The sequence below is a fragment of the Pseudomonas sp. H3_A02 genome (assembly GCF_054671965.1).
This window is the reverse complement of record NZ_CP162807.1, coordinates 544,061-567,820: the sequence shown is the minus strand read 5'-3', so window position 1 is coordinate 567,820 and position 23,760 is coordinate 544,061. Positions and strand designations below refer to the sequence as shown.

Genomic DNA, 23,760 nt, shown 5'->3' with positions numbered 1-23,760 from the left:
GTCTTTCGGAGACCGAGGTGCCTGTTTCGCGAGCAAGCTTTGCTCCCACGGATCCCCTCGCCACAAAGGTGTCCTGCCGGGTCAGTAACTGCTTTCCGGCAAACTGGCGATGATCGAGCGGTAGCTGTTCATCCGTTGTTGATGCACGCGACCTTCTTCCAGGGCCTTGAGCAGGGCGCAACCGGGTTCGCGGTCGTGCTTGCAGTCGCGGAAGCGGCAGGTGCCGATCAGCTCGTTGAACTCGATGAACCCAGCCTCGACATCGGCCCGGCTGACGTGGCCCAGGCCGAATTCGCGGATACCTGGCGAGTCGATCAATTCACCGCCGCCCGGGAAGTGGAACAGTCGTGCGGTGGTGGTGGTGTGGGTGCCCTGGCCGGACAGCTCGGACAACGGTCCGACGCGGGTCTCGACTTCCGGCAGCAGGCTGTTGACCAGCGAAGACTTGCCGACGCCGGACTGGCCGACGAACACGCTAATGCGCCCGTCCAGCTGCCGTTGCAATTGTTCCATGCCGTTGCCGTGATGGGCCGAGACTTCCAGCACCGGGTAACCCAAATCCCGATAGACCGACAGCAGGGCGTTCAGCGCCGGGGCGTTGTGTTCGTCGATCAGGTCGAACTTGTTGAGCAGCAACAGCGGACGGATGCCGGCGTGTTCGGCCGCCACCAGGTAGCGGTCGATCAGGTTGGCGTGGGGCTCGGGCAATGGCGCGAACACGATGACGATCATGTCGACGTTGGCGGCCACGGGCTTGAGCTGGCCCCGGCTGTCCGGACGGCAAAGCTCGGTGTGGCGCGGCAACTGCGCGACGATCACGCCGATGCCCTGGTTGCCAGCACGCCAGACCACCTGGTCGCCCGTCACCAGCGCCGGCAGGTTGGCGCGCAAGTGGCAGCGGAACACCTGGCCGGCCAGTTCGCCTTCCCGGGCCTCGACCTCGACCTGCACACCGAAGTGGGCGATCACCAGTCCGGTCTGTTCAGGGCCCAGGTCGCCGCCCTCCAGGGCTTCGACAGCACTGGATTCGCGTTTGGCGGCGCGGGCGGCGCGCTCGCCCTGGATCTTTTCGATGCGCCAGTTCTGACGACGATTGAGTTGGCGTTTGGCCATGGGTGTTCCGTATGAAGAAATGCAGCGAATAGGGTAAAACGGCGGCGAGTTTAGCACGCCCAAGGGCCTGCCTAAGCTAAACTGCGTGGCTACGCCGAGGAGCTTCCCTATGCAAAACCCGCAGAACCTGATCTGGATCGACCTGGAAATGACCGGTCTGAACCCAGACACCGACGTCATCATCGAAATGGCCACCATTGTCACCGACAGCGACCTCAATACCCTGGCCGAAGGCCCGGTGATCGCGATCCATCACAGCGACGAGATCCTCGCCGGCATGGACGAGTGGAACACCCGCCAGCACGGCGGCTCGGGCCTGACCCAGCGGGTGCGTGAGAGCAAGATCAGCATGGCCGAGGCCGAAGCCCAGACCCTCGCTTTCCTGGAACAGTGGGTGCCCAAGGGCAAGTCGCCGATCTGTGGCAACAGTATCTGCCAGGATCGGCGCTTCCTTTATACCCACATGAAATCCCTGGAAAGCTACTTCCACTACCGCAACCTGGACGTCTCCACCCTCAAGGAACTGGCCGCCCGTTGGGCGCCAGAAGTGCGCGACAGCTTCCAGAAGGGCAGCACCCACCTGGCCCTGGACGACATCCGCGAGTCCATTGCCGAGTTGCAGCACTACCGTAAGCACTTCATCAAGTTCTGATTCCAGCGCACGGCGTTCTTGTAGCTTGTGGTTTTGTGGGAGCAAAGCTTGCTCGCGAAACAGGTGACTCGGTTTCTGAATGACCGCACCGCCATCATCGCGGGCAAGCCTTGCTCCCACAAACCTTCTCGCCACAGGTTCTGTGTCGGGCAGGGCGGAGCTGCCCTCTTTTGGTGCCTGCCCAAACTGGCTAGACTGCGCGCCTTCCCGTATGGACCGCCATCATGTTGCTGATGCTTTATCTGATCGCCATCACCGCCGAAGCCATGACCGGCGCCTTGTCTGCCGGGCGGCGGGGCATGGACTGGTTCGGCGTGGTGCTGATCGCCTGTGTCACGGCATTGGGTGGCGGCTCGGTGCGCGACGTGCTGCTCGGTCATTACCCGCTCACTTGGGTCAAGCATCCGGAATACCTGGTACTGACCACCGCGGCGGCGATGCTGACGGTGTTCCTGGCGCGCTGGATGCGTCATTTGCGCTCGCTGTTCCTGGTGCTCGATGCCGTGGGCCTGGTGGCGTTCACCCTGATCGGCTGCATGACGGCCCTGGAAATGGGCCATGGCATGCTGGTGGCGTCGGTCAGTGGGGTGATCACCGGGGTATTTGGCGGCATCCTCCGGGACATCTTCTGCAACGATATTCCGTTGATCTTCCGTCGCGAACTCTACGCCAGCGTCTCGTTTGCCGCGGCGTGGTGTTATCTGCTGTGTGTCTTCCTGCAACTGCCGAGCGAACAGGCGATCCTCATCACCTTGTTCGGCGGTTTCCTGCTGCGGCTCCTGGCGATCCGCTTTCACTGGGAAATGCCGAAGTTCGTCTACAACGACGAGGTCTGACGCTCGGCATGTTGGCGTAGCGCCCACGCCACGTGCTCGCGCACCAGTTCCGACGGATAGTCGCGCCGCGCCTCCAGGGCTTGCAGCACCGGAATCGTTGACGGCGCATTCCCCAGGCCCACCGCCAGATTGCGCAGCCAGCGCTCGTAACCGGCACGGCGCAGCGGTGAGCCTTCGGTACTGCTCAGGAACGTCGCCTCGTCCCACATGAACAGCTCGGCCAGCCCGGCATTGTCCAGGTTGTGCCGCGGCTTGAAGTCGCTTTCCCCGGACGGTCGGGCGAAGCGGTTCCACGGGCAGACGATCTGGCAATCGTCACAGCCGAACACCCGGTTGCCGATCAGTGGCCGCAGCTCTTCAGGAATCGCGCTTTTCAGCTCGATGGTCAGGTAGGAAATGCAGCGACGAGCGTCGAGCACGTAGGGCCCGACGAAGGCATTCGTCGGACAGATGTCCAGGCACGCGGTGCATTTTCCACAATGCTCGGTGCCGTGGGGCGGGTCGATGGGCAGCGGCAGGTCGACAAACAGCTCGCTCAGGAAGAAATAGCTGCCGGCCTTGCGGTTGAGTACCAGGGTGTTTTTACCGATCCAGCCCAGGCCGGCCTGTTCGGCGATGGCTTTTTCCAGCACTGGTGCGCTGTCGACGAAGGCGCGGTAGCCAAAGGGGCCGATGGCCGCCTGAATTTTTTCTGCCAGTTGCTGCACGCGTTTACGGATCAATTTGTGGTAATCGCGGCCCAACGCATAACGTGAGACGTAGGCTTTTTCCGGTTGGCCGAGCAATTGCGCCATTTGCGTGTCGCCCGGCAGGTAGTCCATGCGCAGGGACACCACCCGCAGCGTGCCCGGCACCAGTTCCTCGGGGTGCGAGCGTTTGCTGCCGTGGGCGCCCATGTAGTCCATTTCGCCGTGGTAGCCGGCGTCGAGCCAGCGTTGCAGGTGTTGTTCATGCTCGGCCAGGTCCAGGCCGCTGATGCCGACCTGCTGGAAACCCAGCTCGCGGCCCCATTCCTTGATGGATTGGGCGAGGGCGGGGAGGTCTGTGGGAATGGCAGGCATGAGGCGAGAGAAACCAGAGCTGAGATGCGTATAATTCTGCCAGACATCGGAGCCCGAAGACGCATGCCGCACACTAAAGATGATTTTCCCGACGCGCTGTACAGCACCGCGCAGGTCCGGGCCCTCGACGCGCAACTGATCGCGGCAGGCACCGCCGGTTTCGAATTGATGCAGCGCGCTGCCCGCGCCACCTGGCGAGCGATCGTTCGACGCTGGCCTGACGCCCGTGAGCTGACTGTGCTGGCCGGCCATGGCAATAATGCCGGTGATGGCTATCTGGTCGCGACCCTGGCCCGGCGCGCCGGTTGGCCGGTGCGGGTGCTAACGGTGGGCGAGCCTCGGCGATTGCAGGGCGACGCCGCCAATGCCCATGCCGAGGCCGTGGCGGTGGGCGTGCCGATGGAGCCGTGGTCGGATGAGGCCGAGTTGCGTGGCGTGCTGCTGGACGCGTTGCTTGGCACGGGCCTGAGTGGCGATGTGCGTGAGCCGTATGTGCAGGCCATCGATACGATCAACGTCAGCGGCCTGCCAGTCGCGGCGGTGGATATCCCCTCGGGGTTGTGCGCCGACACCGGGCGGGTGCTGGGTACAGCGGTGGCGGCCGACCTGACCGTGACCTTCATTGGCTTGAAACTGGGGCTGTTCACTGGCGAAGCGGCGGACCGGGTCGGTGAGCTGGTATTCAATGATCTGCACGCCGATCCGGATATTGTTGAAGCGGCACCGGTCAGTGCCCGGCTGCTCCTACCCAATAATCTGCCACGTCTGACGCCTCGCGCTGCCACTTCCCACAAAGGCAAGTTCGGTCATGTGCTGCTGATCGGTGGCGACCGGGGCTTCGGCGGCGCCATCCAGATGAGCGCCGAAAGCGCTCTGCGCTGCGGCGCGGGCATGATTTCGATGGCGACCCGCAGCGAGCATGTGTCCGCCGCACTGACGCGTTTGCCGGAAGTGATGGTGCAGGGCACCCATTCGGCGAACCAATTGATGGGCTTGCTCCAACAGGCCAGCGTGCTGGTGGTCGGGCCGGGCCTGGGCCAGGCCGCTTGGGGGCGTAGCCTGTTGTCGGCGGCGTCCAACGCGTCGCTGCCACAAGTGTGGGACGCCGATGCGCTGAACCTGCTGAGCAGCGGCGATGTCCGTTTGCCTGAGCAGTGTGTCATCACCCCGCACCCGGGCGAGGCGGCGCGCCTGTTGGAGATGTCCACCGCCCAGGTGCAAGGCGATCGCCCGGCCGCGGCCCATGCCTTGAGCCAGAAATACACCGCCACGGTGATCCTCAAGGGTGCCGGCAGCCTGATTGCCAGCCCGGACGGGCGCCTGGCGGTTTGCAGACAGGGCCATCCAGCCATGGCCACGGCGGGCCTGGGGGATGTACTGGCCGGCGTGGTCGGGGCCTTGCTGGCCCAGGGCATGGAAGGTTTCGAGGCCGCGTGCCTGGCGGTTTGGCTGCATGCCAATGCCGGTGCCCAGGCTGGTCGCTCGGGCCGGGGGTTGGCGGCGACCGATCTGATCCCGGCCATTCGTCAGTTGTTGGAGGAGCATTCACCGTGTCTGAAGTAACCCTGTACGTGGCGGACGAACAAGCCATGACACAATTTGGCGCCCGCATCGCGCAGATCACCGCCGGCCACGGCCTGATTTTTCTCGAAGGCGACCTCGGCGCGGGGAAAACCACCTTGTCCCGTGGCATCATTCGCGGCCTCGGGCACGTCGGTTCAGTCAAGAGCCCGACGTTCACCCTGGTCGAGCCCTATGAGATCGGCGACATTCGCGTCTTCCATTTCGACCTGTATCGACTGGTGGATCCTGAGGAGCTGGAATTCCTCGGCATCCGCGATTATTTCGAAGATGACGCCTTGTGCCTGATCGAATGGCCCCAGAAGGGTGCAGGCTTTTTGCCAAAGCCCGACCTGACCATTACCATTGGCGCGCAGAACGGCGGGCGTTCGCTGAAACTGACGCCGCAAGGCTCCCGTGGTGAGTCGTGGTGTGCCGCTTTGGCATTGGAAACTAATTGATGATGGGGTTTGGTATGCGCTTTCGCGCGGTGGTTGCTGTCGTAGGACTGTTGCTTACGGCACTGGCCGTCGATGCTGTGGCCGAGACAAAGGTCAACAGCGTTCGTCTCTGGCGGGCGCCGGACAACACACGGCTGGTGTTCGACCTGACGGGGCCGGTGCAGCACAGCGTATTCACCCTGACCGCCCCGGATCGCCTGGTGATCGACATCAACGGAGCCTCCTTGGGCGCACCGCTGAACGTCGCCACCGCCAACACGCCGATTACCGCGATGCGCTCGGCCCAGCGTACGCCGACCGACCTGCGGGTGGTCATTGACCTGAAAAAAGCCGTGACCCCGAAAAGCTTCACTCTGGCCCCCAACGCCCAGTACGGCAACCGGCTGGTGGTGGACCTGTTCGACAACCCGGCCGATGCCGACCCACCGCCACCGCCGCCGACCAAGGTTGCCACGGTGCCCGCGGTGCCGGTGACCCCGACCGAACCTGCGCTCAAGCTGCCACCGGCCCCGGCCGGCAAGCGCGACATCATCGTGGTGATCGACGCCGGTCACGGTGGCGAAGACCCCGGGGCCTCGGGCTCGCGTGGGCAACGTGAAAAAGACGTGGTGCTGTCCATCGCCCGTGAACTGCAGCGCCAGGTCAACGGCATGAAAGGCTTCCGCGCCGAACTGACCCGCACCGGCGACTACTTCATTCCCCTGCGTGGGCGTACCGAAATCGCCCGCAAGAAAGGTGCTGACCTGTTCGTCTCCATCCACGCCGACGCCGCGCCTTCGAAGGCGGCGTTCGGGGCCTCGGTGTTTGCCCTGTCCGATCGCGGCGCCACGTCTGAAACCGCCCGTTGGTTGGCTGACAGCGAAAACCGTTCCGACCTGATCGGCGGTGCCGGCAACGTCAGCCTCGACGACAAGGACCGGATGCTCGCCGGTGTCTTGCTCGATTTGTCGATGACTGCCTCGTTGACCTCCAGCCTGAACGTCGGCCAGAAAGTCCTGAGCAACATCGGTCGGGTCACGCCGCTGCACAAGCAACGCGTCGAGCAGGCCGGGTTCATGGTGCTCAAGTCGCCGGACATCCCGTCGATCCTGGTGGAGACCGGCTTTATCTCCAACTCCAACGAGGCGTCCAAACTGTCGTCCTCCAGCCATCAGCAGGCCCTGGCCCGATCCATCAGCAGCGGTGTGCGCCAGTTCTTCCAGCAGAACCCACCGCCAGGCACCTACATCGCCTGGCTGCGCGACTCCGGCAAGATCGCCCAGGGACCACGGGATCACCGGGTCAACCCTGGCGAAACCCTGGCGATGATTGCCGTGCGCTACCAGGTGTCGCCCGCCACCTTGCGCAGTGCCAACAATCTCAAGAGCGATGAGCTCAAGATTGGCCAGACCTTGACCATTCCGGGCAATGAAGTGGCGGCCAAGCAATGAGTGACGAAGTGATCGGCAGCACCGCCCGCATCGAACTGCTCAGCCCTCGGCTGGCGAACCAGATCGCCGCCGGTGAAGTGGTCGAGCGTCCGGCGTCGGTCATCAAGGAACTGCTGGAAAACAGCCTCGATTCCGGGGCCCGGCGCATCGATGTGGATGTCGAGCAGGGCGGCGTCAAGCTGCTGCGGGTACGCGATGACGGTGGCGGTATTTCCTCCGACGACCTGCCGCTGGCCCTGGCGCGCCACGCCACCAGCAAGATCCGCGACCTGGAAGACCTCGAGCGGGTCATGAGCCTGGGGTTTCGGGGTGAGGCACTGGCGTCCATCAGTTCGGTGTCGCGCCTGACCCTCACTTCCCGCACCCGCGATGCCGAGCAGGCCTGGCAGGTCGAGACCGAAGGCCGCGACATGGCCTCTCGCGTCCAGCCTGCGGCCCATCCGGTGGGCACCTCGGTGGAAGTGCGCGACCTGTTCTTCAACACCCCGGCCCGGCGCAAGTTCCTCAAGGCCGAGAAGACTGAATTCGATCATCTGCAAGAAGTCATCAAGCGCCTGGCCCTGGCACGTTTTGACGTGGCGTTCCATTTGCGCCACAACGGCAAGACCATCCTCAGCCTGCACGAGGCCCACGATGATGCGGCCCGCGCCCGTCGTGTCGGTGCGGTGTGCGGCGCAGGCTTCCTGGAACAGGCCTTGCCCATCGAGGTGGAGCGCAATGGCCTGCACCTGTGGGGTTGGGTCGGGTTGCCGACTTTTTCCCGCAGCCAGGCGGACTTGCAGTATTTCTACGTGAACGGCCGGGCGGTGCGCGACAAACTGGTGGCCCACGCGGTGCGCCAGGCGTATCGCGATGTGCTGTTCAATGGTCGGCATCCGACCTTCGTGCTGTTTTTCGAAGTCGATCCGGCGGTGGTGGACGTCAACGTGCACCCGACCAAGCACGAGGTGCGTTTCCGTGACGGGCGCATGGTCCACGATTTCCTCTACGGCACCTTGCACCGCGCCTTGGGCGATGTGCGTCCGGAAGATCAACTGGCGGCTCCGGCGGCAGTGGCCGGCATGGTCCGGCCAACGGGGTTGGACGCGGGCGAATTCGGGCCCCAGGGCGAAATGCGCCTGGCGGCCAATGCCCTGCTGGAGCAACCCCAGCCTCAGCCGAGCTACAACACCGCCGGCAGCGGTGCTGGTAGTGGCTATCAGTATCAATACACCCCGCGCCCACAATCCAACGTGCCGGCAGCCGAGGCTCAGGCGGCCTATCGCGAGTTCTTCAAACCCTTGCCGGAAGCCGGCGCGGCGGCGATGCCCGACGGCCAGGGCGATATCCCGCCACTGGGCTATGCCCTGGCGCAACTCAAAGGCATCTATATCCTCTCGGAAAATGCCCAGGGCCTGGTCCTGGTGGACATGCACGCAGCCCATGAGCGGATCATGTACGAGCGCCTGAAAATCGCCATGGCCAGCGAAGGCCTGAGCGGCCAGCCGCTGTTGGTGCCCGAATCCCTGGCCGTCAGCCAGCGCGAAGCCGATTGCGCCGAAGAACATGTGGCCTGGTTCCAGCGCCTTGGCTTTGAGTTGCAGCGCCTGGGCCCGGAAACCCTGGCGATCCGCCAGATCCCGGCCTTGTTGAAGCAGGCCGAGGCCAATCGCCTGGTCAGCGACGTGCTGGCGGACTTGATGGAGTACGGCACCAGCGACCGGATCCAGGCGCACCTGAACGAATTGCTCGGCACCATGGCCTGCCACGGCGCGATCCGCGCCAACCGGCGCCTGGCCCTGCCGGAAATGAACGGTCTGCTGCGGGACATGGAAAACACCGAACGCAGCGGTCAATGCAACCATGGCCGGCCGACCTGGACCCAATTGGGCCTGGACGACTTGGACAAACTGTTCCTGCGCGGTCGTTGATGAGCCCGTTGCCACCCGCGATTTTCCTGATGGGGCCAACCGCCGCCGGCAAGACCGACCTGGCCATCGAATTGACCAAGGTCCTGCCCTGCGAGTTGATCAGCGTCGATTCGGCCCTGGTCTACCGGGGCATGGACATCGGCACTGCCAAGCCGTCGAAAGAACTGCTGGCCGAATATCCGCACCGGCTGATCGATATCCTCGACCCGGCCGAAGCCTACTCGGCAGCCGATTTCCGCCGTGACGCGCTCCAGGCCATGGCCGAGATCACCGCGCGGGGCAAGATTCCGCTGCTGGTGGGCGGCACGATGCTGTACTACAAGGCCTTGGTCGATGGGCTGGCGGACATGCCGGCGGCCGATCCCGAGGTGCGCGCGCAGATCGAAGAAGAGGCCGCGCGCCTGGGCTGGCAAGCCTTGCACGAGCAACTGGCGGTCATCGACCCGGAATCGGCGGCGCGTATTCACCCCAATGACCCGCAGCGGCTCAGTCGGGCCCTGGAGGTTTATCGGGTCAGCGGCCAGAGCATGACCGCCCTGCGCCAGCGACAATCTGCGCAAAGTACTGAAGCAGCCGCTTCGGGACTGCAACAATTGCCCTATACTGTCGCGAATCTGGCCATCGCTCCGGCGAACCGGCAAGTGCTGCATCGGCGAATTGAACAAAGATTCACATTAATGTTGGAACAGGGGTTCATAGACGAGGTCGTAGCCCTGCGTGAGCGAAGTGACCTGCATGCCGGGTTGCCGTCTATACGTGCGGTAGGTTATCGACAAGTCTGGGATTACCTGGACGGCAAGCTGACGTCAGCCGAGATGCAGGAGCGTGGGATTATAGCCACGCGCCAATTGGCGAAACGCCAGTTCACCTGGCTGCGCAGCTGGACTGACTTGCATTGGCTCGACAGTCTCGATTGCGACAATCTGCCACGCGCCTTGAAATACCTCAGGACCATCTCCATATTGAGCTGAGTCCTTGCAATTGCCGTCTATCCTTGGGGGTGTGACGGCCCAAGCCATCTGATTCCGATTTTTATTATTGATCCTTAAAGGAGTGCGGCACATGTCAAAAGGGCATTCGCTACAAGACCCTTACTTGAACACTTTACGTAAAGAGAAAGTTGGGGTGTCCATCTATCTGGTCAACGGGATCAAACTGCAAGGCACGATCGAGTCTTTCGACCAGTTCGTTATCCTTCTGAAAAACACCGTCAGCCAGATGGTCTATAAGCACGCGATCTCGACAGTGGTGCCCGTTCGCCCAATTCGTCTGCCTAGCGCAACCGAATCCGAAGGCGGTGACGCTGAACCGGGTAACGCTTGATAGGAGCCTCCTTTGTTCTTTGAGCGCCACGGTGGTGGTGAGCGAGCCATTCTCGTTCACTTGGATGGACAGGACCCTGAGGCGCGCGAAGATCCGCAGGAGTTTCAGGAATTGGCTCTTTCGGCCGGCGCCGAGACCGTCGCGTTTTTCAACGTGCCGCGTCATCGGCCAACCGCCAAGTTTCTGATCGGCAGTGGCAAGGTCGAGGAGTTGCGCGACCTGGTCAAGGCCGAACAGGTCGATCTGGTGATTTTCAATCACATCCTCACGCCCAGTCAGGAGCGTAACCTCGAACGAGTCTTCGAGTGTCGCGTGATCGACCGCACGGGGCTGATCCTCGATATCTTCGCCCAGCGCGCCCGCACCCATGAAGGCAAGCTCCAGGTCGAACTGGCCCAGCTTGAGCACATGAGTACGCGGCTGGTTCGCGGCTGGACTCACCTTGAGCGGCAAAAAGGCGGTATCGGCCTGCGCGGCCCGGGTGAAACCCAGCTGGAAACCGACCGACGCCTGTTGCGGGTTCGCCTGCGCCAGATCAAGGGGCGGCTGGAAAAGGTCCGCAGCCAGCGCGAGCAGTCGCGACGTGGCCGCAAGCGTGCGGATATCCCGACGGTTTCACTGGTGGGCTATACCAACGCCGGCAAATCGACCCTGTTCAATAACGTTACCCAATCCGACGTGTATGCCGCCGACCAGTTGTTCGCCACGCTCGACCCGACCCTGCGCCGGCTCGACCTGGACGACCTTGGGCCGATCGTGCTGGCCGACACCGTGGGCTTCATCCGTCACTTGCCGCATAAACTGGTCGAGGCTTTCCGGGCTACGCTCGAAGAGTCGAGCAACTCCGACCTGCTGCTGCACGTGATCGATGCCGCCGAGCCGGACCGGATGCTGCAGATCGAGCAGGTGATGGTGGTGCTGGGTGAGATCGGAGCCCAGGACTTGCCGATCCTCGAGGTATACAACAAACTCGATTTGCTCGAAGGCGTGGAGCCGCAGATCCAGCGCGATGCCGACGGCAAGCCGCAACGGGTCTGGCTGTCGGCCCGCGATGGCAGCGGCCTGGACCTGCTCAAGCAGGCCGTGGCCGAGCTGTTGGGCAACGATCTGTTTGTCGGCACCCTGAAGTTGCCGCAACGTTTCGCCCGGCTGCGTGCGCAGTTTTTCGAGCTGGGGGCGGTGCAAAAAGAAGAGCACGACGAAGAAGGTGTCTGCCTGCTGGCTGTTCGCCTGCCTCGGGCGGAGCTCAACCGACTGGTCAGTCGCGAAGGGCTGCAACCGATGGAATTCATCGAGCAACACACTTTGCAATAAAAGCCTGAGAAAGCGGTGTCAGGCATTCTGTAGCATTGGTCGGCGCGCCGTGGGTGCGTCTTTGCTTTATCAGATGGAGAGCGCTATGGCTTGGAATGAGCCGGGTGGCAACTCGAATAATCAGGATCCTTGGGGTGGCAAACGTCGTAACAACGGCGACCGCAAGGGGCCGCCAGATCTCGACGAGGCCTTCCGAAAGCTGCAGGAAAGCCTGAACGGTTTGTTCGGTGGTGGTAAAAAACGCGGTGACGAGGGCGGCGGTCGTTCGGGCAAGGGCGGCGGTTTCGGCCTGCTCGGCATCGGTCTCGTCGTGCTGGCGGCTGTCTGGCTGTACAGCGCGGTCTATGTCGTGGACGAGCAGGAGCAGGCCGTAGTGCTGCGCTTCGGCAAGTACTACGAGACGGTTGGCCCGGGCCTGAACATCTATTTCCCGCCGATCGACCAGAAGTACATGGAGAACGTCACGCGTGAGCGGGCGTACACCAAGCAGGGCCAGATGCTGACCGAAGACGAGAACATCGTCGAAGTGCCGCTGACCGTGCAATACAAGATCACCAACCTGCAGGACTTCGTGCTGAACGTCGACCAGCCGGAAATCAGCCTGCAGCACGCGACCGAAAGCGCCTTGCGCCATGTGGTGGGTTCCACCGCCATGGACCAGGTGCTGACCGAAGGTCGTGAACTGATGGCCAGCGAAATCAAGGAGCGCCTGCAACGGTTCCTCGATACCTATCGCACCGGTATCACCGTTACCCAGGTCAACGTCCAGAGCGCAGCGGCACCGCGTGAGGTCCAGGAAGCCTTCGACGACGTGATCCGGGCCCGTGAAGACGAACAGCGTTCGCGCAACCAGGCCGAAACCTATGCCAACGGCGTCGTGCCGGAAGCCCGTGGTCAGGCCCAGCGCATCATCGAGGACGCCAACGGTTATCGTGACGAAGTGGTCTCCCGTGCCAAGGGTGAGGCCGATCGCTTCACCAAACTGGTAGCCGAGTATCGCAAGGCCCCTGAAGTGACCCGCCAGCGTCTGTACCTGGACACCATGCAGGAAGTCTTCAGCAACACCAGCAAGGTCCTCGTGACTGGCAACAAGAACGGCCAGAGCAATCTGCTGTACCTGCCGCTGGACAAGATGGTCGAGAGCGGTCGCAACACCAGTACGCCACCGGCCAGTTCGGCGGCGGTCAGCAATGAGGCCGGCACCCGTGCGGCGGCGGACCTGCAACAACAGCAAGCACGTACCAGGGAGAGTCGCTGATGAGCAATAAATCGCTGATCGCCCTTATTGTCGGTGTCGTCGTGGCGATCGCTGCCTGGAACTGCTTCTACATCGTGGCTCAGACCGAGCGCGCGGTGTTGCTGCAATTCGGTCGCGTGGTCCAGGCTGATGTCCAGCCGGGGCTGCATGTGAAGGTGCCGTACGTCAACAAGGTGCGCAAGTTCGACGCTCGCCTGATGACGCTGGATGCGCCTACACAACGCTTCCTGACGCTGGAAAAGAAAGCCGTGATGGTGGATGCCTACGCCAAGTGGCGCGTGAAGGATGCCGAGCGCTTCTACACCGCGACCTCTGGTTTGAAGCAGATCGCCGACGAGCGTCTGTCCCGTCGTCTGGAATCGGGCCTGCGTGACCAGTTCGGTAAGCGCACGTTGCATGAAGTGGTGTCCGGTGAGCGTGATGCGCTCATGGCCGACATCACCCGTTCGCTGAATGCGATGGCGGAAAAGGAGCTGGGTATCGAAGTGGTCGATGTCCGGGTCAAGGCCATCGACCTGCCGAAGGAAGTGAACCGCAGTGTGTTCGAGCGGATGAGTACCGAGCGTGAGCGTGAAGCCCGCGAGCACCGCGCCAAGGGTAACGAGCTGGCCGAAGGCATCCGTGCCGACGCCGATCGCCAACGCCGTGTGCTGCTGGCCGAAGCCTATCGTGAATCGGAGGAGGTCCGGGGTGATGGTGATGCCCAGGCTGCTTCGATCTACTCCAAGGCCTACGGTCAGGATCAGGAGTTCTACGCGTTCTACCGTAGCCTGCGTGCCTACCGTGAAAGCTTCGCGAACAAATCCGACGTCCTGGTCCTGGACCCAAGCAGCGACTTCTTCCATTACCTGGAAAAGTCCAAGCCTTGATGCGACGTTGACCTGAAACACTCCGCCCGGCGGCTAAAGCGTCGGGCGGGGTGATCCTTTGGGAAAACGTGTGTATGATGCGGCAGCCGGGAAATTCCCGGCTTTTTTGCGTCTGCACGTTCGATTGCGGTTCATAGGTGCAGGCGTCGGGTTGAACGACTCGACAGGTTTTTCGAGGAAAGCGCTGGGCGAGGCCGATTGCGGGCCATTCGTCACGTCGCTCATGCGCGTGTTTTGCGTATGGGCCCAGTGTTTTCTGCTTCACTCAAGGCTTGCCCGAGGGCTGGCCGCCCGGACCATAGGGGAATGGCGTAATGGCAACGGTAGACCGCTGGCTGCTGCCTGATGGCATCGAAGAAGTACTGCCACCGGAAGCTGCGCGTATCGAAGTAGCGCGTCGGCAGGTGTTGGATCTGTTCCAGAGTTGGGGTTACGAATTCGTCGTCACCCCGCATATCGAGTACCTGGAATCCCTGCTCACCGGCGCGGGCCAGGACCTGGATCTGCGCACCTTCAAGGTAATCGACCCGCAGTCGGGCCGGCAGATGGGCTTTCGTGCCGACATCACGCCGCAAGTGGCGCGCATCGACGCCCACACCCTGCGCCGTGAAGGTCCGAGCCGCCTGTGCTACGCCGGCAGCGTTCTGCATGCCCAGCCGCGTGCCTTGTCGTCTTCGCGCAGCCCGATCCAGCTGGGCGCCGAGTTGTATGGCGATGCCAGCCCGAGCAGCGACGTGGAAGTCATCAGTCTGATGTTGGCCATGCTGCAACTGGCTGACGTGCCGGATGTCCACATGGACCTGGGGCATGTCGGCATTTACCGCGGCCTGGCCCGTGCGGCCGGTTTGTCCGGTGAAGTGGAGCAACAACTGTTCGATGCCCTGCAACGCAAGGCCATCGACGAAGTCATCAGCCTGACCGAGGGCCTGCCGGCCGATCTGTCGGGCATGCTGCGGGCACTGGTGGACCTGTGCGGCGGGCGTGAAGTATTGACCGCTGCCCGTGAACGCCTGGCTCATGCGCCGGCGCCGGTGTTGGCCGCGCTGGATGACTTGCTGGCGATTGCCGAGCGTCTGTCGGTGCGTTTCCCCGAGTTGCCGCTGTATTTCGACCTGGGTGAGTTGCGCGGCTATCACTATCACACCGGTGTTGTGTTCGCCGTGTTCGTGCCGGGCGTTGGCCAGTCCATCGCCCAGGGCGGCCGTTATGACGACATCGGCGCCGACTTCGGTCGCGCCCGTCCGGCGACCGGTTTCTCTACCGATTTGAAAACCCTGGTGACCCTGGGGCGTGCTGAAGTCGAGCTACCGTCTGGCGGTATCTGGATGCCTGACAGTACGGATGCGGCACTCTGGCAGGCGGTCTGCCAGTTGCGCAGTGAGGGTCAGCGTGTCGTCCAGGCCTTGCCTGGGCAGCCTTTGGCCGCCGCCCGTGAAGCGGACTGCGACCGACAATTGATTCAGCAGAACGGGCTTTGGCAAGTATTGCCGCTGGCTTCTTGAGTTTTCCCGCCGGCCGCGGCCGGCACCAAGTTTGCGCGAATGAGGACAAGTGTTATGGGTAAGAATGTCGTAGTCCTGGGCACCCAGTGGGGTGATGAGGGCAAAGGCAAGATCGTTGATCTGCTGACCGAACATGCTGCCGCCGTAGTGCGCTACCAGGGTGGCCACAACGCAGGCCACACTTTGGTGATCGACGGTGAAAAAACCGTCCTGCACCTGATTCCGTCGGGCGTACTGCGCGAAGGCGTACAGTGCCTGATCGGCAACGGTGTGGTGGTTGCGCCCGATGCCTTGCTGCGGGAAATCATCAAGCTGGAAGAAAAAGGCGTACCGGTGCGCGAGCGCCTGCGTATCAGTCCGTCCTGCCCGCTGATCCTGTCCTATCACGTGGCGCTGGACCAGGCCCGTGAAAAGGCCCGTGGCGAGCTGAAGATCGGCACCACCGGTCGTGGCATCGGCCCAGCCTACGAAGACAAGGTGGCCCGTCGTGGCCTGCGCATCGGTGACCTGTTCCACCGTGAGCGTTTCGCCGCCAAGCTGGGCGAGTTGCTGGACTACCACAACTTCGTCCTGGTCAATTACTACAAAGAACCGGCCATCGACTTCCAGAAGACCCTGGACGAGTGCATGGAATACGCCGAGCTGCTCAAGCCGATGATGCTCGACGTCACCGCCGAGCTGCACGAGCTGCGTCGCGCCGGCAAGGACATCATGTTCGAAGGTGCCCAGGGTTCGCTGCTGGACATCGACCACGGTACCTACCCGTACGTCACCAGTTCCAACACCACCGCTGGCGGCATCGCCACCGGTTCGGGTTTCGGTCCGATGTACCTGGACTACATCCTGGGTATCACCAAGGCCTACACCACTCGCGTCGGTTCGGGTCCATTCCCGACTGAGCTGTTCGACGACGTCGGTGCCTTCCTGGCCAAGCGCGGCCACGAATTCGGTGCCACCACCGGTCGTGCCCGTCGTTGCGGCTGGTTCGATGCCGTCATCCTGCGTCGCGCCATCGACGTCAACAGCATCTCGGGCTTGTGCCTGACCAAGCTGGACGTACTGGACGGCCTGGAAACCATCAACATCTGCGTGGGCTACAAGAACCAGGACGGCGCCGTCATCGACGCACCGACCGACGCCGACAGCTACATCGGCCTGGAGCCGGTGTACGAGCAGATGCCAGGCTGGACTGAATCGACCGTGGGTGCCAAGACCCTGGAAGAGCTGCCGGTGGCTGCGCGCAACTACATCAAACGCGTCGAAGAGTTGGTCGGAGCGCCGATCGACATTATTTCGACGGGGCCGGACCGCAACGAAACCATCGTTCTGCGTCATCCGTTTGCCTGATAAGTCGTTGATGTGAAACACAAAGGGCCCTCGTCGGGGCCCTTTGTCGTTTCTGCCTGTCGGGCGGCACGACACTTGCTATGCAACTCCATTAAGGCACCGCTTTCCCGAGTGCCATCAAATTAATGGCGTTTGGTAGAGGGATTTCACGTGTCGGCCGTTCTCTCACTGTTACAAAGCCGTTTGTTGCGGCCTGTGTTCGTTACCCTCGGTATCGCCCTTTTGGTGCAGGTATTGGTGGCCGTTGCGCTGACCCGAAGCACCGTCACGGCGCTGGAAGCCGACCTGGGCGCGCGGTTGGGAGCGGACAGCCAGAAGCTCTCCGCCGAACTGGAGCAGGCCGGGCGCGAGGTCACCTCGAGCCTGGACAGCCTGTCCGCCAATACCCGCCAGCGGCTCAATGTCGGGCTTTCCGCTCGCCTGAAGGACGAGCAGGCGCAGTTGCGTGGGACCTTGGAGAAGGACTTGAGGGATTCCGCCAATGATATGGCGCAACTCCTGGCTTCCGTTGCGCCGCGCGCCATGTGGGACAACGACGTGCCCACCCTCTCTGAATTCGCCCGTCGGGCCCAGCGCAATCCCAACGTGCTGTTCGTCATCTATGACGATGCTGCCGGTGAGCACTTGACTCGGTATCTGAACCGGGAAAACCCGATCAACAAGGCGTTGTTGGAGAAGGGTAAAGGCGAGCGGGCGCTGGATAAGGTGCTGGACGCGGCAAAGAACGATCCGTCGGTGTATTACCTTGAAGCCTCGATCAACCCCAATGGGGTGGAAATCGGCAAAGTCTTGATGGGGGTTTCCACGGCGTCCGTTGAAGCCGACCTGAAGGCGCTGGACCAGCGCTTCTCGGCCTTGATCGCCAGCAGCGACCAATTGGTCGGTGACAGCCTCAAAGGGGCGGCGGCCGACAGCGCCACCGCCATGCGCGGTCGCCTGGCGTCGGCCCAGGCCACGGCCACGCAAATGCAGACCAACACCGCCAGCACCGTGCAGGACGCGGCGGGCACCCTGCGCTGGCGCATCGGCTTGGGTCTGGCGCTGGTGGGCTTCGGCGTGCTGGTGTTGCTGGCCGTGGTGCTGGGGCGTCGGGTGGTCAATCGCTTGAAGCTGCTGATCGCGGCCATGAATGACCTGGCGGCGGGCGAGGGTGACCTGACCAAGCGTGTGCAAATCAACAGCAAGGACGAAATCGGCGACATGGCCTCGGCGGTCAATCGCTTTGTGGATAAGTTGCAGCCCATTGTGCGTGAGGCGGGTGATGTGGCCCAGCGTACCGGTGTGGAAATCGGTGCGATGACCTTGCGCAACTCCGGTGCCGATGCGGCGGCCGGGATGCAGCGTGATGAAGTGGCCGAGAGCCTGCGTGCGCTGTCGCAAATGGCTGACGAGGCTCAATCGGAAAGCCAGGCGATGCAGGCGGCCCTGCAGCAAGTGGTGGAGATCCGCCAGGCCACCGATGAAAACACCCGCACTTCGACCAAGGTCAGCGGCTTGATCGAGGCTTTGGCCGGACAGGTCGATACCGGGGCGAAAGTGATCGAGCGGCTGGCGCAGCAGAGCGAACAGATTGAAGTGGTGCTGACCGTGATTCACGGCATCGCCGAGCAGACCAACTTGCTGGCCTTGAACGCGGCCATCGAGGCGGCGCGGGCCGGGGAAACCGGGCGCGGTTTTGCGGTGGTGGCGGATGAGGTGCGGGCGTTGGCGAGCAAGACCCAGAGCTCTACGGGCGACATCCAGGCGCATATCGTGGCCCTGCAGCAGGGCGCTCGCGAGGCGGTGGCTGCGATTGGCCAGGCCGGGCGCCAGGCCAATGAGGGTCTGTTGGTGCTGCGTGACAGCGCGCGCTTGCAGCAGTCGGTGCAGGCCTCTGTAGAGCAGGTGCATGCGGCCATTGGCCTGGCGACTCAGGCGGCGGCTCATCAGGCCCAGGGCGCGCAAGCGGTGCGTGGGCGGGTGGAGACCATTCATGCCCAGGCTGAGAAAGCGGCCCAGGCTGTGGTTGAGACCACGGCCAGTGGCAAGGTGCTGGATAGTTTGGCGGCGCAGTTGAAGGCGAGTTTGGGGCAGTTCAGGGCTTGATCGGGTTTCCACAGGCTTATACGCGACAAAGCCTGTGTGGGAGCGGGCTTGCTCGCGAAGACGGTGGCACATTCAGCATTGATGCAAGCAGACCTACCGCCATCGCGAGCAAGCTCGCTCCCGCAGGGATTGCAGTGGCCGCAATCTGTAGATCGTCACCGACCCAGTGTGGGAGCGAGCTTGCTCGCGATGGCGGCCTGACAGTCGACCGGGTTCTCCCGGTCGTACTCCGATCCAATTGTTCGCAATTTTCAGATAGCAGAAACGCAAAAACCCGCTTTCGCGGGTTTCTGTGAGGTTCAAGGCCGTGACCTTGAAGCTTGAATTGGTGCCCAGAAGAAGACTCGAACTTCCACGACCTTGCGGTCACCAGCACCTGAAGCTGGCGTGTCTACCAATTTCACCATCTGGGCAGCATCTTCAGCGTTGCCGCTGTTGATGTGGCGCACTATACGGAGCGCGTTTTGATCTGTAAACCCCTGTTTTTGTTTTAGTAATTGCCAAACGCAATTGCAGGGGGCAGAAATGCAAAAACCCGCTTTCGCGGGTTTTTGTTGAGCTGCCAGGCCGTTGACCTGTTGCTCGAAATTGGTGCCCAGAAGAAGACTCGAACTTCCACGACCTTGCGGTCACCAGCACCTGAAGCTGGCGTGTCTACCAATTTCACCATCTGGGCAGTATCGGCAACGTGTGTACGTCGTCGATGGCGCGCACTATACGGAGCGTGTTTTTAACTGTAAACCCCTCCGGAGAAAAAAACCGCTAAATTTCACGAGCGGTGCTTTCCGAGTGCTTCGAAGGCAGGTCAAATGACCCTGAAAACGCTATCGGATGCTTGAAATTTCCCGTTTCATTAAGCCTATGCCAAACTAACCCGCATATAGACAAGGTGAAAACTCTCTAATGGCCGATTGGCAGTCCCTCGATCCCGAGGCCGCTCGTGAAGCGGAAAAATATGAAAACCCTATTCCTAGCCGTGAACTGATCCTGGCGCATCTCGCCGATCGGGGTTCGCCTGCTAGCCGCGAGCAGTTGGTCGAAGAGTTCGGTCTGACCACCGAGGACCAACTCGAAGCCCTGCGCCGCCGTCTGCGCGCCATGGAGCGCGACGCTCAACTGATCTACACCCGACGCGGCACCTATGCGCCAGTGGACAAGCTCGACCTGATCCTGGGCCGCATCGCCGGTCACCGTGATGGCTTCGGCTTCCTGATCCCGGACGACGGCAGCGACGACCTGTTCATGAGCCCGGCGCAAATGCGCCTGGTGTTCGACGGCGACCGGGCCCTGGCCCGTGTGTCCGGCCTGGACCGTCGTGGTCGTCGCGAAGGCGTGATCGTCGAAGTGGTGTCCCGTGCCCATGAAAGCATCGTCGGCCGTTACTTCGAAGAAGGCGGTATCGGTTTTGTTGTGCCGGATAACCCGAAGGTTCAGCAGGAAGTGCTGATTACCCCGGGCCGTAATGGCGCCGCCAAGGTGGGTCAGTTCGTCGAGGTGAAAATCACCCACTGGCCTACAGCGCGCTTCCAGCCACAGGGCGATATCGTTGAAGTGGTCGGCAACTACATGGCGCCGGGCATGGAAATCGACGTTGCGCTGCGCACCTACGACATTCCTCACGTCTGGCCCGAGGCTGTGCTCAAGGAAGCCGCCAAGCTCAAGCCGGAAGTCGAAGAGAAAGATAAAGAAAAACGCATCGACCTGCGCCATCTGCCGTTCGTCACCATCGACGGCGAAGATGCCCGCGACTTCGACGATGCGGTCTACTGCGAAGCCAAGCCCGGCAAGCTGCGCCTGTTCTCCGGCGGTTGGAAGTTGTTCGTCGCGATTGCCGACGTGTCCAGCTACGTGAAGATCGGTTCGGCCCTGGATAACGAAGCCCAGGTGCGCGGCAACTCCGTGTATTTCCCTGAGCGCGTGATCCCGATGCTGCCTGAGCAGCTGTCCAACGGCCTGTGCTCGCTGAACCCGAAAGTCGACCGTTTGGCCATGGTGTGCGAGATGACCATCTCCAAAACCGGCGAAATGACCGACTACCAGTTCTACGAAGCGGTGATCCACTCCCAGGCGCGCCTGACCTACAACAAGGTCAGCACCATCCTGGAAACGCCGAAGACCAGTGAAGCCAAGGCGCTGCGTACCGAATACGCTGGCGTGGTACCGCATCTCAAGCAGCTGTACGCGCTGTACAAGGTGTTGCTGGGGGCCCGTCACGTGCGTGGCGCGATCGATTTTGAGACCCAGGAAACCCGGATTGTCTTCGGTTCCGAGCGCAAGATCGCCGCAATCACCCCGACGACCCGTAACGATGCGCACAAGCTGATCGAGGAGTGCATGCTGGCGGCCAACGTGGCCACTGCGGAATTCCTCAAGAAGCACGAGATTCCTGCGTTGTACCGCGTGCACGACGGCCCGCCGCCGGAGCGTCTGGAAAAACTGCGCGCCTTCCTCGGCGAGCTCGGCCTGTCCCTGCACAAAGGCAAGGACGGCCCGACGCCGAAGGACTACCAGGCACTGCTGGCCAGCATCAAGGACCGCCCGGATTACCATGTGATCCAGACGGTGATGTTGCGCTCCCTGAGTCAGGCGGTGTACAGCGCCGACAACCAGGGCCACTTCGGCCTGAATTACGAGGCGTACACCCACTTTACCTCGCCGATCCGCCGTTACCCGGACTTGCTCACGCACCGCGCGATCCGCAGCGTGATCCATTCCAAGCAGAACACCCCGCACGTCAAGCGCGCCGGTGCCATGACCATTCCGAAGGCGCGGATCTATCCGTACGACGAAGCGGCCCTGGAACAGTTGGGCGAACAGTGCTCCATGAGCGAACGCCGCGCCGACGAAGCCACCCGCGACGTGGTGAACTGGCTCAAGTGCGAGTTCATGAAAGACCGCGTGGGCGAGTCGTTCCCAGGCGTGATCACGGCGGTGACCGGCTTTGGTTTGTTTGTCGAACTGACCGACATCTACGTCGAGGGCTTGGTGCACGTCACCGCCTTGCCGGGTGATTACTACCACTTTGATCCTGTGCATCACCGCCTGGCGGGAGAGCGCACCGGTCGCAGCTTCCGTCTGGGCGACACCGTGGAAGTGCAGGTCATGCGCGTCGACCTCGATGAGCGCAAGATCGACTTCGGCATGTCCGACAAACCCGCTGAGGCACCGACTGGTCGTAAAAAGCGTGGCAGCGAGACCGCAGCGCCTGCGACCAAAGGTAGAGGTAAAGGTGCTCCTGCCAAAACCGCAGAGCCTGAGCCAGCCAAGGCCGGTCGCCGTTCGTCTGTCAAGGACAAGGCGCCCGAGGCCTACCGCCCCAGCGACGCAGCGGCGAAGAACGCCGAACTGCGCAAGAGCCGCGAGTTGAAGCAGCAGTTGCTCAACGAAGCCAAAAGCGGTGGTAAAGCGGCGTCTGGGGGAAAGTCCCACGGGGCGGAAAAGCCGTCGAGCAAGCCAAGCAAACACCGTAAAGGCCCGCCAAAAGCGGGTTCGGCCCCCGCGAAAAGCGGCGGGTCGCGCAAACCTAAGGCCAAGTCATGAGTCTGGAAAAAATCTACGGCGTGCACGCCGTAGAAGCACTGCTGCGTCACCACCCCAAACGTGTCAAGCAAGTGTGGTTGGCGGAAGGTCGCAGCGAGCCGCGTGTGCAAGCGCTGGTCGAGCTGGCCACCCAAAACAAGGTTGCCATCGGCCAGGCCGAGCGTCGTGAAATGGATGTGTGGGTCGAAGGCGTTCACCAGGGCGTCGTGGCCGAAGTCAGCCCGAGCCAGGTCTGGGGCGAGGCGATGCTCGACGAACTGCTCGATCGCACCGAAGGCGCCCCCCTGTTGTTGGTGCTGGACGGCGTCACCGACCCGCATAACCTGGGCGCCTGTCTGCGTTCGGCGGACGCCGCCGGTGCGTTGGCGGTCATCGTGCCTAAAGACAAGTCGGCGACGTTGACGCCGGTGGTGCGTAAAGTCGCTTGCGGCGCGGCTGAAGTGATCCCGTTGGTGGCGGTGACCAACCTGGCGCGCACCCTGGAAAAACTCCAGCAGCGTGGCCTGTGGGTGGTCGGCACGGCGGGCGAGGCCGAGGTCAGCATCTATGACCAGGACCTGACGGGCCCGACGATCCTGATCATGGGCGCCGAAGGCAAGGGCATGCGCCGCCTGACCCGCGAGCATTGCGACTATCTGGTCAAGCTGCCGATGGCTGGCAGCGTCAGCAGCCTCAACGTCTCGGTGGCCACCGGTGTGTGCCTGTTCGAAGCGCTGCGCCAGCGCAGCGTCAAGGCTGTCGCCAAAAAGCCCTGATCCAGACGCAAATCCATTGTGGGAGCGGGCTTGCTCGCGATGACGGTGTATCAGTGACAGCAATGTCGACTGGCATGCCGCTATCGCGAGCAAGCTCGCTCCCACATTGGTTTTGTGTGAGGAGCAGGGATTGGCGGTTGTTCAAATAATCGCCAATTGCCTTGCGCCGCCCTCGGCCCTTCTCTACAATTGCGCCCCTTGCTGTGATGGCAGGCACTTATGTGTCTAGCGTCCACAAGTCCATAAGTGTCATTCACTCCTTGTCTGACCGTTTTTGAGCGGCAGGCTACAACCCGTAAGGAGCATTCATGCGTCATTACGAAATCATCTTTTTGGTCCACCCGGATCAAAGCGAGCAAGTCGGCGGCATGGTTGAGCGTTACACCAAGCTGATCGAAGAAGACGGCGGCAAAATCCACCGTCTGGAAGATTGGGGCCGTCGTCAACTGGCCTACGCAATCAACAATGTTCACAAGGCTCACTACGTGATGCTGAACGTTGAGTGCACTGGCAAGGCCCTGGCCGAGCTGGAAGACAACTTCCGCTACAACGATGCAGTGATCCGTAACCTGGTCATCCGTCGCGAAGAAGCCGTCACCGGCCAATCCGAGATGCTCAAGGCTGAAGAAAACCGCAGTGAGCGCCGTGAGCGTCGCGACCGTCCTGAGCACTCTGACAGCGCCGATGGCGATGACAGCGATAGCGACAGCGACAACAGCGATAACGCTGACGAGTAATCCACGG

Annotated in this window: 19 protein-coding genes, 2 tRNA genes and 1 pseudogene; 18 read left to right on the top strand and 4 right to left on the bottom strand. The window is 62.3% G+C overall.

The window, feature by feature from the left end; translation table 11 throughout:
* Positions 1 to 81 precede the first annotated feature (81 nt).
* Entirely contained in the window at positions 82 to 1,113 is a 1,032-nt protein-coding gene (rsgA, locus tag AB4N80_RS02385; RefSeq protein ID WP_122567315.1) for a small ribosomal subunit biogenesis GTPase RsgA, read from the bottom strand.
* A 109-nt stretch (positions 1,114 to 1,222) separates the two neighbouring features.
* Between rsgA and orn the strand changes: the two genes are divergently transcribed.
* Entirely contained in the window at positions 1,223 to 1,765 is a 543-nt protein-coding gene (gene orn, locus AB4N80_RS02380; protein WP_122567314.1) for an oligoribonuclease, read from the top strand.
* Positions 1,766 to 1,986: 221 nt separating this feature from the next.
* On the top strand, positions 1,987 to 2,601 hold the full coding sequence (locus tag AB4N80_RS02375; RefSeq protein WP_204126993.1) for a trimeric intracellular cation channel family protein: 615 nt from the start codon (positions 1,987 to 1,989) through the stop codon (positions 2,599 to 2,601).
* Here AB4N80_RS02375 and queG read toward each other — a convergent pair.
* Positions 2,583 to 3,662 (bottom strand): tRNA epoxyqueuosine(34) reductase QueG, encoded by a 1,080-nt coding sequence (gene queG / locus AB4N80_RS02370; protein WP_122567312.1) that lies wholly within the window; start codon positions 3,660 to 3,662, stop codon positions 2,583 to 2,585. The genes AB4N80_RS02375 and queG overlap by 19 nt on opposite strands.
* Positions 3,663 to 3,725: 63 nt before the next feature.
* Between queG and AB4N80_RS02365 the strand changes: the two genes are divergently transcribed.
* From AB4N80_RS02365 to AB4N80_RS02305, 13 genes and pseudogenes are all read left to right on the top strand, one after another.
* Positions 3,726 to 5,225 carry an NAD(P)H-hydrate dehydratase gene (locus AB4N80_RS02365; RefSeq protein ID WP_460080526.1) on the top strand — a complete coding sequence of 500 codons (1,500 nt, stop codon included), beginning with the start codon at positions 3,726 to 3,728 and terminating at the stop codon, positions 5,223 to 5,225.
* Positions 5,213 to 5,683: a tRNA (adenosine(37)-N6)-threonylcarbamoyltransferase complex ATPase subunit type 1 TsaE gene (gene tsaE, locus AB4N80_RS02360; RefSeq protein WP_460080524.1), complete on the top strand. Its 471-nt coding sequence runs from the start codon at positions 5,213 to 5,215 to the stop codon at positions 5,681 to 5,683. Before AB4N80_RS02365 ends, tsaE begins: the two co-directional genes overlap by 13 nt.
* A complete protein-coding gene (locus AB4N80_RS02355; RefSeq protein WP_122567309.1) occupies positions 5,683 to 7,113 on the top strand; it encodes an N-acetylmuramoyl-L-alanine amidase in 1,431 nt (476 codons plus the stop codon). Before tsaE ends, AB4N80_RS02355 begins: the two co-directional genes overlap by 1 nt.
* The gene (gene mutL, locus AB4N80_RS02350) at positions 7,110 to 9,023 is read left to right on the top strand and encodes a DNA mismatch repair endonuclease MutL (RefSeq protein WP_122567308.1); all 1,914 of its coding nucleotides are present in this window, start codon (positions 7,110 to 7,112) and stop codon (positions 9,021 to 9,023) included. The genes AB4N80_RS02355 and mutL overlap by 4 nt, the downstream gene beginning before the upstream one ends.
* Positions 9,023 to 9,994, top strand: coding sequence for a tRNA (adenosine(37)-N6)-dimethylallyltransferase MiaA (gene miaA / locus AB4N80_RS02345; RefSeq protein WP_305469464.1), 972 nt, complete (start codon positions 9,023 to 9,025; stop codon positions 9,992 to 9,994). The genes mutL and miaA overlap by 1 nt, the downstream gene beginning before the upstream one ends.
* A 91-nt stretch (positions 9,995 to 10,085) precedes the next feature.
* Complete coding sequence (gene hfq, locus AB4N80_RS02340) at positions 10,086 to 10,346, top strand: RNA chaperone Hfq (RefSeq protein WP_003186419.1); 261 nt, start codon at positions 10,086 to 10,088, stop codon at positions 10,344 to 10,346.
* A gap of 12 nt (positions 10,347 to 10,358) precedes the next feature.
* Complete coding sequence (gene hflX, locus AB4N80_RS02335; protein WP_122567306.1) at positions 10,359 to 11,660, top strand: ribosome rescue GTPase HflX; 1,302 nt, start codon at positions 10,359 to 10,361, stop codon at positions 11,658 to 11,660.
* Between the two features lie 85 nt (positions 11,661 to 11,745).
* Positions 11,746 to 12,918 (top strand): FtsH protease activity modulator HflK, encoded by a 1,173-nt coding sequence (gene hflK, locus AB4N80_RS02330; protein WP_122567305.1) that lies wholly within the window; start codon positions 11,746 to 11,748, stop codon positions 12,916 to 12,918.
* Complete coding sequence (hflC, locus tag AB4N80_RS02325; RefSeq protein ID WP_018610083.1) at positions 12,918 to 13,787, top strand: protease modulator HflC; 870 nt, start codon at positions 12,918 to 12,920, stop codon at positions 13,785 to 13,787. The genes hflK and hflC overlap by 1 nt, the downstream gene beginning before the upstream one ends.
* Positions 13,788 to 14,101: 314 nt before the next feature.
* The gene (locus tag AB4N80_RS02320; RefSeq protein ID WP_122567304.1) at positions 14,102 to 15,289 is read left to right on the top strand and encodes an ATP phosphoribosyltransferase regulatory subunit; all 1,188 of its coding nucleotides are present in this window, start codon (positions 14,102 to 14,104) and stop codon (positions 15,287 to 15,289) included.
* A 54-nt stretch (positions 15,290 to 15,343) separates the two neighbouring features.
* On the top strand, positions 15,344 to 16,636 hold the full coding sequence (locus AB4N80_RS02315) for an adenylosuccinate synthase (RefSeq protein ID WP_003186407.1): 1,293 nt from the start codon (positions 15,344 to 15,346) through the stop codon (positions 16,634 to 16,636).
* A gap of 486 nt (positions 16,637 to 17,122) precedes the next feature.
* Positions 17,123 to 17,815: pseudogene (locus AB4N80_RS02310) on the top strand (methyl-accepting chemotaxis protein); the annotation flags it as partial.
* A 21-nt stretch (positions 17,816 to 17,836) separates the two neighbouring features.
* Complete coding sequence (locus tag AB4N80_RS02305; RefSeq protein ID WP_460083202.1) at positions 17,837 to 18,721, top strand: methyl-accepting chemotaxis protein; 885 nt, start codon at positions 17,837 to 17,839, stop codon at positions 18,719 to 18,721.
* A gap of 326 nt (positions 18,722 to 19,047) precedes the next feature.
* On the opposite strand, the gene AB4N80_RS02300 is transcribed toward AB4N80_RS02305, so the two are convergent.
* Together AB4N80_RS02300 and AB4N80_RS02295 are read right to left on the bottom strand one after the other, a co-directional pair.
* Positions 19,048 to 19,134 (bottom strand) — tRNA-Leu (locus tag AB4N80_RS02300).
* A gap of 176 nt (positions 19,135 to 19,310) precedes the next feature.
* A tRNA-Leu gene (locus AB4N80_RS02295) sits at positions 19,311 to 19,397 on the bottom strand.
* 227 nt (positions 19,398 to 19,624) lie between these two features.
* Here AB4N80_RS02295 and rnr point away from each other — a divergent pair.
* The 3 genes from rnr (at position 19,625) to rpsF (ending at position 23,753) form a co-directional block, all read left to right on the top strand.
* Positions 19,625 to 22,261, top strand: coding sequence for a ribonuclease R (gene rnr / locus AB4N80_RS02290; RefSeq protein WP_122567302.1), 2,637 nt, complete (start codon positions 19,625 to 19,627; stop codon positions 22,259 to 22,261).
* The gene (rlmB, locus tag AB4N80_RS02285) at positions 22,258 to 23,016 is read left to right on the top strand and encodes a 23S rRNA (guanosine(2251)-2'-O)-methyltransferase RlmB (RefSeq protein ID WP_122567301.1); all 759 of its coding nucleotides are present in this window, start codon (positions 22,258 to 22,260) and stop codon (positions 23,014 to 23,016) included. The genes rnr and rlmB overlap by 4 nt, the downstream gene beginning before the upstream one ends.
* Before the next feature lie 308 nt (positions 23,017 to 23,324).
* Complete coding sequence (gene rpsF, locus AB4N80_RS02280; RefSeq protein ID WP_003186395.1) at positions 23,325 to 23,753, top strand: 30S ribosomal protein S6; 429 nt, start codon at positions 23,325 to 23,327, stop codon at positions 23,751 to 23,753.
* Positions 23,754 to 23,760 lie beyond the last annotated feature (7 nt).

What these genes read in the sequence shown, in the direction of transcription:
- queG (WP_122567312.1), bottom strand. Translation starts at nt 3,662, where the DNA reads ATGCCTGCCATTCCCACAGACCTCCCCGCCCTCGCCCAATCCATCAAG.
- AB4N80_RS02365 (WP_460080526.1), top strand. Translation starts at nt 3,726, where the DNA reads ATGCCGCACACTAAAGATGATTTTCCCGACGCGCTGTACAGCACCGCG.
- AB4N80_RS02315 (WP_003186407.1), top strand. Translation starts at nt 15,344, where the DNA reads ATGGGTAAGAATGTCGTAGTCCTGGGCACCCAGTGGGGTGATGAGGGC.
- mutL (WP_122567308.1), top strand. Translation starts at nt 7,110, where the DNA reads ATGAGTGACGAAGTGATCGGCAGCACCGCCCGCATCGAACTGCTCAGC.
- AB4N80_RS02355 (WP_122567309.1), top strand. Translation starts at nt 5,683, where the DNA reads ATGATGGGGTTTGGTATGCGCTTTCGCGCGGTGGTTGCTGTCGTAGGA.
- rpsF (WP_003186395.1), top strand. Translation starts at nt 23,325, where the DNA reads ATGCGTCATTACGAAATCATCTTTTTGGTCCACCCGGATCAAAGCGAG.
- rsgA (WP_122567315.1), bottom strand. Translation starts at nt 1,113, where the DNA reads ATGGCCAAACGCCAACTCAATCGTCGTCAGAACTGGCGCATCGAAAAG.
- hflC (WP_018610083.1), top strand. Translation starts at nt 12,918, where the DNA reads ATGAGCAATAAATCGCTGATCGCCCTTATTGTCGGTGTCGTCGTGGCG.
- hfq (WP_003186419.1), top strand. Translation starts at nt 10,086, where the DNA reads ATGTCAAAAGGGCATTCGCTACAAGACCCTTACTTGAACACTTTACGT.
- AB4N80_RS02305 (WP_460083202.1), top strand. Translation starts at nt 17,837, where the DNA reads ATGGCCTCGGCGGTCAATCGCTTTGTGGATAAGTTGCAGCCCATTGTG.
- miaA (WP_305469464.1), top strand. Translation starts at nt 9,023, where the DNA reads ATGAGCCCGTTGCCACCCGCGATTTTCCTGATGGGGCCAACCGCCGCC.
- AB4N80_RS02320 (WP_122567304.1), top strand. Translation starts at nt 14,102, where the DNA reads ATGGCAACGGTAGACCGCTGGCTGCTGCCTGATGGCATCGAAGAAGTA.
- rlmB (WP_122567301.1), top strand. Translation starts at nt 22,258, where the DNA reads ATGAGTCTGGAAAAAATCTACGGCGTGCACGCCGTAGAAGCACTGCTG.
- orn (WP_122567314.1), top strand. Translation starts at nt 1,223, where the DNA reads ATGCAAAACCCGCAGAACCTGATCTGGATCGACCTGGAAATGACCGGT.
- rnr (WP_122567302.1), top strand. Translation starts at nt 19,625, where the DNA reads ATGGCCGATTGGCAGTCCCTCGATCCCGAGGCCGCTCGTGAAGCGGAA.
- hflK (WP_122567305.1), top strand. Translation starts at nt 11,746, where the DNA reads ATGGCTTGGAATGAGCCGGGTGGCAACTCGAATAATCAGGATCCTTGG.